Below are 12183 nucleotides of genomic sequence, written 5' to 3' on the forward strand. Positions count from 1 at the left end.
AAATGATGGCAGATAAAAAGCAACGCCATGAATGGACGCTGCTGGATGATTTGATGCGATTATTTGTTGATTGGTTTGCCGAGGACAATCCCTGGGTATTGGTCAACGGCTTCTTGATGATGTTTGTCAAAATAGAAGATGCCAATTTGATAATCCTTTAAGGTATTGCGTTTGGCTTGATTGTAGCCCGCCTTCTCCAGTGCGGCCTTAACCAATTTCAAACGTTTTTGATCGGAAACGTCCTGTTTATAGAACGCCCGGTCAAAGTATTTGTCGACAGATGGGAACACAATAACATCAGTGAATGAAGGAAGCGACTTAACCCCAGTAGTTGGATTGGTTTGAACAGGGAAGGCATCCCTTTCGCTGGTTAGTTTCCACGATAATGGTGTATTTGGAAATAGTTTTAAGACCATTTTAGAGAAATGCTGTGAAGGAGATTCCTGAATGTATTTGGCATATTCTTGATTATTTGAAAAGTTGCCCGGCTGTAGGTTATTCCACACTTTGTAATTTGTGTTATAGCCGGGACGCAGATAACCACGCCAAACGATTCCTTTTTGGGTGTATTGATTATTTGGAGTCCAGCCATTGATGCCATAGTAGACAGACAATTTACCATTATGCCTGTACGTATAAGTGTGATTTCGATACCAGTTGGTGTTGGGGTAATTGTTTAATTGAAGGATTTTCTTAGTGTGCGTGCTGTTCCAAAGGTAGACTTTACGATTCTTATATTGGGATTTGACTTGGAAAACGTTTGGGGAACTCTGCCAAGTCGTTTTGACTCGTTGATAGCCATCAGCAAAAGTAGCAGGAGCTGATGCCATCATGCCCAGACCAAGCGCGACTGCAGTGGTTATCATGGCCAAAAATGATTTCAATTTCATAATTATTCCCCCTGAATGCTACTGATTTGAATTATCTAATGCTCGTAGTTCAGACATAATCTGCATGAGCTTGGCATGATAGATGTCTGATCTCAACGCGTCGTTCTGCTGGCTAAACCAGTACTGCTTGGCAGGGGCGACGTAGGTTTCCGGCACCTGATACTTGTCAGCAATCTGCTGGAAAGTCGTTGGGTTGTCGGCTGCCTGCTGCAGGCGATAGAGCGGTTCTTCCTGGATGATTTTGACAACTTGTGGACGGACCTCTTCGGGCAGCTTGGGTTCCACAACCTTCACGACCGTATTCTTAATTGGTTTATCCAAAATTGTATTGGTTTGCCGCTGAGCGTCGGTTAATTCGTGAACCTGATGACCAACGTAAAGAAAACCGGCCAGGACAATCACCAAGACGCTTAACCAAACAATTAACTTGGTGTGCTTAGATTTTTTCTGTTCTTGTTTGGATTGCTTCTGCTGCAATCGTGATGGTGTTTGATTTTGCATGTTGAATCCCCCTCAAACAATTTACGATACGATTATAACATTTTTAATCATGATTCAATCTGGGAAGGAAACCAGGCATGCGAATTTAAAAGTTCCTTAAAACAAAAAAATGGCAAGCAGCTTCGACCTTCTGAACGCATACGCGCCGATCGTTACTTACTCACCGTGGTTTGGCACCAGAAATGATTATAGCATGGCTGACTTGGCAGATGCAAGCAAATCTATGAACGGGGGCTCTGATTTCGACAAATGCAACTGTTTGCTCGATTGAGGTATAACCACAGTGCCAGATAATGTATAATCGTTTTTGATAAAATTTTTTGACGCGGGGGGGAAACACATGAAATCACTTAAAGTGCAAAGCTTCATTCTCATTTCAATTGGATTTATTCTAGGGATGAGCGAGTTTATTATTGTTGGAATCATCAATGATCTGGCCGATTCTTTTGATGTGGGCATTTCCAACGTCGGCTTCTTGGTGACGATGTTTGCGATTGTTTACGCGATTGTGACGCCAATTTTGACGATTCTGGTAGGGGAGCATCGACTCAAGCGGGTGATGTTGCTGTTGTTGAGTGTCTTCACCGTTTCGAATGTCATGACGGCTCTGGCCAACTCATTCTTTATTCTGTCCTTGTCCCGAGTGCTGAATGCGGTGGTTGCCGGGATAACTGTTTCAATTGCGATTACCTTTGCGGCGGTTATTGCGCCGCGGGATAAACGGGCCTGGTTGATTTCTTGGGTCTTTTCGGGGTACAGTGTCGCCTCGGTTTTTGGGGTACCGATTGGGACTTGGATTAGTGATCAGGTCGGCTGGCGTTAAGCATTTTGGTTAATCGTCCTCATCTCAGTCATGATTACGGTCATGTTCATGTTGTCGCTGCCTGGAGATTTGCGGCAAGGGAAAGCAAAGAGTTTGGGTGAACAATTCAGCCTTTTCAAAGATCCCCGCATTCTCTTGGGGATTTGTCTGCCAATTCTTAATTTAGGCGGGGTCTACGTTGTTTATACCTACCTTCGACCAATTGTGACATCCGGACTGCATTTTCCAACCAGTTTTGTGACACCGTTTCTGTTTGTCTTTGGACTGGCATCGTTGTTCAGTAATCAATACAGCGGCCGGTTGGCGAATCGGGATGGCTTAAAATCAATGGTCACGGTGTTTGTGATTCAAGCTTTGACCATGTTGGCGATTTCGCTGTTATTCGGGTTGCCGTGGGCTGCACTGGCCGCCTTAATTATCATGGGCCTGACGATGTACTTGCTGAACTCACCAATGCAGATTTTCTACCTGGCGGTGGCTGAAAAAGACTATCCGCAGTCGATGGTCTTGGCCTCATCCTTGATTTCGATTTTTAATAACGTAGGAATCGCGGTAGGATCTGCAACCGGTGGGGTCTTGTTCAATCACTTAGGATTAAAATCTCTGGGATACAGTGGGGCTGTGTATACGGTTGTGGCTTTGGCAATTTTAATTGTTTTGAACCGGGTACGAAAGAGTTTTGATTAACGATTGCAAGACGACATTTCTCGTCTTTTATTATTTTTTCTATTGCTACTTTGAATGACCAAATCAATGTAATCATAAAAAGGTCAGCCATGACAATGCTTTGTGCACTGTCATGGCTGACCTTTTAGTATATTGATGGAGTCGGCGGGAGTTGAACCCGCGTCCGAGCATATTGCCACCTAGATATCTACGTTCATAGATATATTATTTGAATTTCACCTACTGAAACGCCATAAATCAAGGCACCCACAGCAGGCTAACCTGATTAGTCTCTTCAGTTCACTTCAGGTGGGAGCAAACTGCGTGAGCCCACTAAATTTAGGACCCAGATCTAACCCATGGGCGAGATTAGGAGGATCTACGTTAAGCGCTTATTAGGCAGCTAAAGCGTAAGAATTGTTATTATTTTTTGCAGTTATAATAAACTGGGCGGTTTAACGTGGCGCTGCACGAAACGCAATCCAGACTCAACCTATACCCGTCGAATCCATAACGACCCCGATACAATACGTATCATATCATAAATCACGGGAACTGAGAAGAATTGTGTCTTACAACAGGTCAAAATGTTTGAGGCCGTTAATGATACCATGATCAGTATTCTTGGTCGTGATAAACTCGGCATACTTTTTCACCTGTGGAAGCCCATTTTCCATCACGACGGGGTGGTCAACGAAATCCAACATCGGAATGTCGTTGTTGCCGTCGCCAAACGCATAAGTTGGGATGCCGGAGAGATTGGCGTTGGCAATCAACTCCTGGATGCCTTTTTTCTTGGAACTGCCTTTGTGAACAATATCCATGCTAAACGGGGTATTTCTGAAGAATGTCAGGGTGTCGGCGAACCGGTCAATGTATCTTTCGTCAGGCCCCTTGGTGTTAATCAGCATCATGATCACTTCTTGATTCTCGATGAAATCATCCACGCCCAAGTTTGGCATCCGGGAGTTAATGAAGTTATAATTGCCGCGGACGATGTCATTGATAAAATTAATCTTGGCACCCTGGCTGTTCATAACCGTGGTTGCTTCGTGGTTGGATTTGGCAAACGCCACAAAATCCTTAACAACAGATTTTTCCAGGACAGCTTTGTAAACCGGCTGGCCTTCGAAAATAACGTAACTCCCGTTTGCGGAAACCACTGTGTCGATCCCAGTCTTTTGCATTGTATTGGGGATTTCAAATAAATTTCTGCCAGTCGAAATCACCGGGAGAACCTGATTTGCTTTTAATTGGTGCATCGCGTCAGCCACTTCGTCGTCAACACGCGTGTGTTCATTAAATAAAGTATGGTCAAGGTCAAAGAACGCAATTCCTTTATACATAGATAAGCCATCCTTTTCATTATCAATTTTATAATCATATACTTTACTATCATAACAATATTGCGACTTTCCAAGCAAGTTCTTCTAATTATTGGTAAAATGGGTTATATATGGGGTGAGACGATTGGAAAAAACAACCATTGCGAATGAAAAGACCAGCCGTTTCTTCGTTCGACTAAGAAGAATTCCCGGCGAACATTGGTATTTAGCAAACGGTAACGAAAAAAATGTAAATCCAAAAAATAAAATTAAAGTTCCGGACAGCATCAAGGCACAGGATTTTTTGATTGATGAGATTAGCTTCTTCAACAAATTAGTCTGGTACCACTTCACTTGTGGTGATCTGGAAGGCTGGCTGCCCAAACGAAATATTCGAAAGACATTTCGCCGATTGGACGTTGAACCGATTAAGCAGCCCACCCAATCCGATATTGATAATCAATGTACGGCGATTTTAATGCTGCTGAACAGCGCCGGCATTAGTGTCGACGTCAGTGATATCCGAGACAAAGTTGAGAAGTGGCACGCGCAATCGGGAACCCTAATGGATTTGAGTGACTTAATTATTTCGTTAACCCACTCAATTCGCGATCTGAACGGCGTTGATTTTCGCAAATTAGATAAGCAGCTTTTGCGCAGAAGACCGATTTTAGTCAAAGTTGCCGGCCTCGATAATTTAAAGTCCAGCTTGATCTTGTTGACCGGTTTTAACAGAAAACTTTACTACTACAACGATCCGTGGACCGGCAAACTAGAGTCGATTTCTCAAAATCATTTAAGAAAGCATTGGAAACGCGGGAACTTGGAAGCAATCAGTTATTGAAGGTGGGGTTTTAGAATGAAATTGTTGATGATTGAAGATAACAAATCAGTGTCGGAAATGATGCAGATGTTCTTCCAAAAAGAAGGCTGGGATGTCACATTTGCTTATGACGGCATTGAGGCAATGGACAAATTTAACGAAGATCCTGATAGTTGGGACATGATTACTCTGGATCTTAATTTACCTAAAAAAGACGGAATGGAAGTCGCCAAAGAAATTCGGGCCAAGTCACAAACAGTCCCGATTATTATGCTGACCGCCCGTGATTCGGACAGTGATCAGGTCTTGGGATTTGAGATGGGCGCAGACGATTACGTCACCAAACCATTTTCCCCAATTACCTTGGTGGCCAGAATCAAAGCCTTGCAGCGACGGGCTCACACTGAAACTGAGGAGGAATCTGAGGACGAGAAGGCCAAAAATGTCTTTGACGTTCAAACTGATCACTTTAAATTGAACTCCAGTACCCGAGAAGTGTATTTGGATGACAAGCGGATTTCTGATCTGACTCCCAAAGAGTTCGAACTGTTAAAGACGTTGGCCCAAAAGCCACGTCAGGTCTTTTCCCGTGAGCAGCTTTTGGAAACGGTCTGGAATTATGAGTACTATGGTGATGAACGAACTGTTGATGCGCACGTCAAAAAGTTGCGTCAAAAGATTGAGAAGGTTGGCACCCAGGTGATTCAAACCGTTTGGGGCGTTGGCTACAAATTTGATGATAGTGAAGTGGGCAAGAAGAAATGAAAATGATTTATCAGCAATTATTGGCGTTCTTTTTGGTAATTGGCTGTACAATTTTATTGCTGGGTTTTTCATTTAGCCGCATGTCAAAAACGTTTGTATATGACCAAACCTGGCATAACTTGGAAAAGTATTCGGATAGTTTGATTCAACAATCGCTGACGATTAGCTCCAAAAATAAGGCCAAAGTGACCTTTGACGAAGAAAAGTTGAAGAACTCTGAAGCCTTGTTGGAGAACCAAGCGGTCCATTTTACCGTCTTCAGTCCACAAGATCAGGTGATCTATCCCAATAACGGCGTTGCCCCCCGAATTACCCAGAAAGACTGGGAGCATTTGCGGCGCAATCAGATCGTTCGCAAGGTCAATAATAAGAATTTCAAGCTCAGCAATGGCAAGACCCGGCCTGCAATGATTGAAGTTTTAAAGCCATACTATTATAAGAAAAAACTAGTGGCCGCCGTGACGGTTGGTGCCTTTATTTCGGATGTTAACTCCAACGTCAAGCGGATTAACCGCGATTTGTTAAAGGCGCTGTTTGTGGCGTTGCTCATTTCGATGCTCATTAGTTACTTCATCGCCAGACGGCTGAATCGACGGATTAGCAAACTGCGAAGTGCGGCCAATCAGGTTTCAAACGGCAATTACAAGATTCGCTTGAAACCCGGTGGGAAAGATGAAATTGGTGAATTGATCGTCGATTTCAACCACATGACCCAATCCTTGCAGCAGGCCAACAATGAAATTCAGCGGCAGGAAGAACGCCGCCAGGAATTCTTGGCCAATGCGGCACATGAGATGCGAACTCCTCTCACAACAATCTCGGGCATTTTGGAAGGAATCAAGTACGATGTGATTCCCCAGGAGTCAAGGGCCAAGAGCATCGACTTGATGAGCAGTGAAACTCAGCGGCTGATTCGGTTGGTGAATGAGAATTTGGATTACGAAAAGATTCGCTCCAACTCTATTCAGCTCGATAAGCGTCATTTTAACGCTGCTAAGGTCCTTGAAAATGTCATCGACCAGTTGGACAGTAAAGCAGAAGAATCGCAGGACAAGCTCGTTTTGAACGCCCCTAAAGACCTGTCAATTTATGCAGATTATGATCGGTTTGTCCAGATTGTCTTCAATATTGTGACCAATGCGATCCAGTTTACTGATCACGGTACGATTACCGTAACCGGTGAACGGGGTTACAACGAGACCATCATCAAGGTTGCCGATACTGGTATTGGCATGTCCGAGGATCAGCAAAAAAATATTTTTGAACGTTATTATAAAGCCGATGCCTCACGAAGAACCGGTAAGTACGGTGAGTCGGGGCTGGGATTGGCGATTGTTCACCAGTTGGTGAAGTCCCATGGCGGCAAGATTTCGGTTTCATCCAAATTGGGTGAGGGCACGACGTTTACCGTGATTATTCCGGATGCGACAGCTGCCGAAAAAGAACAAGAAAATCACTAAATTAAAAGTCATCATTTTGCATTTGCTTGAGAGAGTCTCAAGGATGCAAAATGATGACTTTTTGTTAGCTGTTTGATTCTTGGGCTGCATGGGCTTCGTAAGCCTTGGTGCCCTTTTCTGTTAAACCATTGATTTCGTTGTGGTCGGTCACGATGTACCCGGCTGCGACCAGTGGCTTGGGATCGCCGCCAATGACGTTGTCACAATAATCGACGAAGTGGTTGACCGGGGTGCCGGATGATACCCGGCCGGTATAAATTGCCTTTAAAATTTCATAGTCTGTTGCCGTTAATTCCATGATGAAGCCTCCTAATCTTGATGCATTTATGATACCACCAGGACGGGTGTGGGCGGTGAATTTTGTTTGGTGGCATAAGACACTGACTTCATCCCTTAAAGATTGGGATTATTAGCACGGACCATTGCGATGAGCAAGTTGTCACCGCATAAATGGTTAAAGTGATACAATATTTTAAAATTAGTAGCGTTTTCATTAAATGTCCACAACTGCTCACCAAACCGAAGTTGCGCAAATCAAAATATCAAGATAGTGAGAAGGCTAATTATGAAACTAGCAAAGAAATATTTATATAGCACCATTCTCGGTCTCTCATTAGGAGTGGGAATGTCCACCAACGTGGTGAAAGCCGCCCCAAGTTCCAATAGTGCCGTGGTTTCTCCCACGAGTGACCCTTCAAAAGACGAGCAGGCAAACCCAGACCTATCGGGAAAGGTCGAAGATGTCTCCTACACGGTTAAGGATGACCAGCTGACTTTATATGGCGGCACGATCAAAAAAATTCACGAGAACTTTTCACTTCCTTGGCAACAGGATGGGGTCCGTGACCGCATTAAAAAGCTTAAGATTGATGGCCCGCTTCAATTTGAACAGGATGGTGCCTATGAATTTTTTGAGGCGTTGGGGAATCTTGAAAGTATATCCGGCTTAAGAAACGTTGATACATCAAAAACCGAAACGCTGAATTATATGTTTGCTCAAGATGGCAATTTAACATCCATTGACGTCTCCAGCTTTCGGACACCCAATGTCATCACGATGAGTGGCCTGTTTTTTGGTGATTGGAAGCTTGAACAAGTCGATCTTTCTAATTTTGATTTTTCTCAATTAAAAAATACGGATCACATGTTTGGGGGGGATTATGTATTAACGAATATCACTTTTCCTCATTCGAAAGCTTCTAAGATTGATAATATGCTGGATATGTTTTACGGGAATCACTCCTTGAAAACATTGGACCTTTCAGACTTTGACATGACCAATGTCACGGCTATTGGCAGTATGTTTTCCGAGGATACGTTACTATCGAATCTGAAACTGGGGCCAACCTTTAAAAATTCAGCTTTGGCCACTCTCCCGCCGCATCAAAAAGGCGATGAAATCCCCATTGATCCCTTGAAGGACGCCACCGGTCCAGGATGGCAAGCAGTTGGTGCCAATGGAACGGTCAACAATCCACAGGGCGAGCTCTATCCAACCCTTGAGGACTTTGTGGCTAAGCGGCCTGCTGAAGACGAAACCTATGTCTGGCAGCAAGACACCACGCCCATCAATCAATATATGCTGAACCTGACTAATAGTTCGGCTTCAGTATATGAGGGCCTTCAAGCTAAGAATTGGGATCCGACCAGTGTGATTCAATTAGCGACTCACAATGGAACCGATGATAAGTCTGCTGTTACGATTACTGATGACAATAGCCAGCCGGTCACCCAGGCAACTATTGATGCACTGGATCCTGGAACCTACTCGCTGACTTATCAGAATGGTGATCAGAAACAACCATTTACCTTAACAATTAAGGCCGATCAGGCCAGCTTGAAGACGACGGATATTGATCTTTATTTAAACCAGGCGTTCACTGAAGATGTGTTGAAAAGTAAAATTTTGGCGGTCAATTCCGATGGCCAGGCTCTTCCGTACACTTACACCATCAAAGATGCAACTGGCAAAACTGTTTCGCTTGATGACGTCAAATCAAAGGTTGGTCAATACACGGTCGACATTGTTACCAATCAGCTGCTAAGTGGTAACGAGCCCCTGGGAGGGAAGCTCACCATCAACGTGACTGACAGCAGTACCCTCAATCTCAAGTATGGCAAGCTGACAATCCCCGTTAATCAGGTATGGAAACCGGCAGATGCATTTGATAATGCCAAAGATGCCAGTGGAAAAGACCTAGCCTTTAAAGATATTTTGGTGACGGCTAAAGACAGCTCTGGAAAGATCATCTCAGACCTGAGTAATCTGTATAAAACGCCAGGCGTTTACACAATCCATTACAGTAATGGGTCAGCTTCAAAGGACGTTCAATTGACGGTTACCCAGCCGACGCCAACACCGTCTCCACTGCCAACCCCCCAGCCTGTGCCAAATCCGCAACCATCACCATCGCCCAACCCCATCAATCCAGTCACACCAACGCAGCCAACGGTTCCGACTCAACCAACTAATCCAAAGCTTCCTGATTACGCGGTGACAAAGGGCGCGGCAGTCGCTGCCATTAATAATGTCTATTTGTATCGAACGGTTAACTTCACCAAAGGCCAGCGAATTGCCAAATATATCAAGAAACCGCGCATTTACCGGCCAATGTTTGTGGTGACGGGGTATGCTCGTTCCACAAGTGGGAAGATGCGTTACCATGTCCGTGATGTCAACCACTTATCGAAAACGGCGGGCAAGACCGGCTACATCACCGACAATTGGCGATATGTCCGTCCAATTTATTACGCTACTCTGCACAAACACATTACGGTCATTTCTCCGGCAGGGGTTAATGCCTATAAGCACAAAGACTTGACTGGTAAGGTCAAAAGTTATCAACAGGGAACCATCCTCAAAGTTAAAGGGATCGTGAAGCACAATCTGACCACCCGTTATATCTTGACGAATGGCAGGTATGTCACCGCTAACCGAAAGCTGGTTAACATGGGTCGGCATCGGACCGTTAAGAAGGTTCGTGCCAAGACAACCATTCATCGTTATCAGAACGTGAACTTGAGCGGACGGCCTCACACTATTAAGAAGGGCCAGATCATCAAAGTATCCAATTATGATTACTCCCATGGCCATAATCTACAGAAGCACGGTGCCTTGCGATACCGTGTGGCTGGTGGGTATATCACCGGTAACTCTAAATATGTCAGAATTATTCGATAATTTACATTAGACAGTGCGACGAGAGGCGTTTTGATCCCAGAATTTAAGCAAAGAAGCGGGCTATTCCTATTTTGGAGTGGCTCGCTTTTTGGGGATCAGTCGATCGCCAAGTAGGCCAGGCAGGGTTTCAGCCGGCCGTCGCTGCACGTTGTATCAATACAAAAGTGGTAATCAAATCCACCGTAGCAATTAATGTCCCAACCTCTTTATTTTTTTTGCAACCAGAAATTGCATCAGTGTGAAATTTTTGTTGTGGCATTTTTTGTTAGACAATTTATTGAAACTGTCTAGCGGATTTTGCAACAAAAAAGGTGTTAGCCAAAAATTGGCTAACACCTTGCTGATCCTTGTCAAATCAACGATTATCACCCGCACGGGGCTCGAACCCGTAACTCCGCCTTGAGAGGGCGACGTCTTAAACCAGTTTGACCAGCGGGCAATGCTATCAAACTCACTATAATAGTGTATCTAAATCAGAAAGATTTGTCAACAAAGGAAACTGAAATATAAAGTTGACAAAACGCAGAAAAATCTTTAATATATTTAGTTGTGATATTCATTGGGTATTCGCCAAATGGTAAGGCAACGGACTCTGAATCCGTAATTTACTGGTTCGACCCCAGTATACCCAATCTTTTGCAAGGTCTGTTATGTTTCTCTCTAATCAGAGACAATGTAACAGACCTTTTTATATTCCATAAATCCCACTATCATCCTGTGCAGAAGGGGATCTTTAGCCGTTACCCGTTCATACTCGTCCCAGATTGAAATTGCTTACACCACAGTGACCCAAAGTGTGCTGATCTAGAATTAAATGGTTAATGATTCACGCATATTCATGCAGATAGGAGCCGATATTAATGGATCAATTTACGTTAGTCAAAGAAACGCTGGATAAGATGGGAATTCCCTATGAGATTGTTGAACATCCTGCTGCCCACACCACTGAGGAAGCCGATGAGTACATTAAGGGCAAAGAGGGCGTTCGTACAGAACAATGTTTATGACCAACAAGAAGAAAACCGAGTTTTACCTGTTGGTAATGGACGATGCCAAACGTCTAGACTTTCATGAATTTCAAGACTTGACCAACACTAAACGGATCAAGATGGCCTCAGCGGAATCACTTAAAGAACAAATGGGGTTGGAGCCGGGGATCGTCTCGATTTTTGGATTGATCAACAATCACGAGAAGAATATTCATGTTTATTTCGATCGGGCCATTTTAGATGAAAAGACAATGACCTTCCATCCCAATGTCAACACCAGAACAATTTTTGTCGCTTCCAAGGACGTTTTAAAATTCGTGAAGGAAATGGGCTATGACTACCAGATCCTTGACTTGGAATCCTTTGATTAATCAGAGAGGTTACGAATGAAATACCAAGATGTTACCAACTATGTGATTGAAAAATATCATGTTCACCCTGAATACCTGTGGAAAAAGTATCCGAGCTTTGCCGTTCTGCGTCACAAGGAGAACCGGAAATGGTTCGGCTTAGTCATGCAGGTTGAAAAGTCGCAACTTGGACTTGATGGGCAGGGTAAGGAGGACATCCTGGATGTCAAATTGGATCCCAAAGAAGTTGAGTTTCGACAAACCAGTTTGGAGTTTCTGCCAGCTTATCATATGAACAAAACCAACTGGTTAGCCATTCGGTTGAACCAGGTGGATCCAAAGCAAATTCACGACCTAATCGAAGCTAGTTATCAGTTAACTCAATAACCAAAAATGAGGCATCCGCCAAG

9 protein-coding genes, 2 tRNA genes, 1 other RNA gene and 2 pseudogenes are annotated in these 12183 nt (G+C 44.0%); 8 read left to right on the forward strand and 6 right to left on the reverse strand.

The features are described 5' to 3' along the window. Nucleotides 1-59 precede the first annotated feature (59 nt). Together KE627_RS10260 and KE627_RS10265 are read right to left on the reverse strand one after the other, a co-directional pair. On the reverse strand, nt 60-890 hold the full coding sequence (locus tag KE627_RS10260) for a hypothetical protein (RefSeq protein WP_013727655.1): 831 nt from the start codon (nt 888-890) through the stop codon (nt 60-62). 18 nt (nt 891-908) lie between these two features. Then, complete coding sequence (locus tag KE627_RS10265) at nt 909-1391, reverse strand: hypothetical protein (RefSeq protein WP_013727656.1); 483 nt, start codon at nt 1389-1391, stop codon at nt 909-911. 397 nt (nt 1392-1788) lie between these two features. Between KE627_RS10265 and KE627_RS12480 the strand changes: the two are divergent. Beyond that, a pseudogene (locus tag KE627_RS12480) lies at nt 1789-2901 on the forward strand (MFS transporter). 133 nt (nt 2902-3034) lie between these two features. Here KE627_RS12480 and ssrA read toward each other — a convergent pair. Together ssrA and KE627_RS10280 are read right to left on the reverse strand one after the other, a co-directional pair. Beyond that, nucleotides 3035-3401, reverse strand: a transfer-messenger RNA (tmRNA) gene (gene ssrA, locus KE627_RS10275). A gap of 51 nt (nt 3402-3452) precedes the next feature. Continuing rightward, nucleotides 3453-4226 (reverse strand): Cof-type HAD-IIB family hydrolase, encoded by a 774-nt coding sequence (locus tag KE627_RS10280; protein WP_013727658.1) that lies wholly within the window; start codon nt 4224-4226, stop codon nt 3453-3455. A 124-nt stretch (nt 4227-4350) separates the two neighbouring features. On the opposite strand from KE627_RS10280, the gene KE627_RS10285 reads away from it, so the two are divergent. Genes KE627_RS10285 through KE627_RS10295 form a run of 3 tightly spaced genes read left to right on the forward strand, consistent with a single transcriptional unit; the run spans nt 4351 to nt 7253 of the window. Next, nucleotides 4351-5049, forward strand: a complete 699-nt coding sequence (locus KE627_RS10285) for a C39 family peptidase (RefSeq protein WP_013727659.1) — start codon at nt 4351-4353, stop codon at nt 5047-5049. 15 nt (nt 5050-5064) lie between these two features. Continuing rightward, nucleotides 5065-5793 carry a response regulator transcription factor gene (locus KE627_RS10290; protein ID WP_056938945.1) on the forward strand — a complete coding sequence of 243 codons (729 nt, stop codon included), beginning with the start codon at nt 5065-5067 and terminating at the stop codon, nt 5791-5793. After that, nucleotides 5790-7253 (forward strand): sensor histidine kinase, encoded by a 1464-nt coding sequence (locus KE627_RS10295; protein WP_056938946.1) that lies wholly within the window; start codon nt 5790-5792, stop codon nt 7251-7253. The genes KE627_RS10290 and KE627_RS10295 overlap by 4 nt, the downstream gene beginning before the upstream one ends. A 64-nt stretch (nt 7254-7317) precedes the next feature. Here KE627_RS10295 and KE627_RS10300 read toward each other — a convergent pair whose 3' ends face one another. Beyond that, nucleotides 7318-7551, reverse strand: coding sequence for a hypothetical protein (locus KE627_RS10300; protein WP_014939735.1), 234 nt, complete (start codon nt 7549-7551; stop codon nt 7318-7320). A gap of 267 nt (nt 7552-7818) precedes the next feature. On the opposite strand from KE627_RS10300, the gene KE627_RS10305 reads away from it, so the two are divergent. Further along, the gene (locus tag KE627_RS10305; protein ID WP_056938947.1) at nt 7819-10434 is read left to right on the forward strand and encodes a DUF5776 domain-containing protein; all 2616 of its coding nucleotides are present in this window, start codon (nt 7819-7821) and stop codon (nt 10432-10434) included. 365 nt (nt 10435-10799) lie between these two features. Here KE627_RS10305 and KE627_RS10310 read toward each other — a convergent pair. Beyond that, nucleotides 10800-10873, reverse strand: a tRNA-Glu gene (locus KE627_RS10310). Between the two features lie 121 nt (nt 10874-10994). On the opposite strand from KE627_RS10310, the gene KE627_RS10315 reads away from it, so the two are divergent. From KE627_RS10315 to KE627_RS10325, 3 genes and pseudogenes are all read left to right on the forward strand, one after another. Next, a tRNA-Gln gene (locus KE627_RS10315) sits at nt 10995-11066 on the forward strand. A 228-nt stretch (nt 11067-11294) separates the two neighbouring features. Then, nucleotides 11295-11794, forward strand: a pseudogene (locus tag KE627_RS10320) (prolyl-tRNA synthetase associated domain-containing protein). 15 nt (nt 11795-11809) lie between these two features. Next, on the forward strand, nt 11810-12160 hold the full coding sequence (locus KE627_RS10325) for an MmcQ/YjbR family DNA-binding protein (protein WP_056938948.1): 351 nt from the start codon (nt 11810-11812) through the stop codon (nt 12158-12160). The last annotated feature ends 23 nt before the right edge of the window (nt 12161-12183 follow it).

It is taken from the genome of Lentilactobacillus buchneri, from assembly GCF_018314255.1.
GTDB lineage: Bacteria > Bacillota > Bacilli > Lactobacillales > Lactobacillaceae > Lentilactobacillus > Lentilactobacillus buchneri.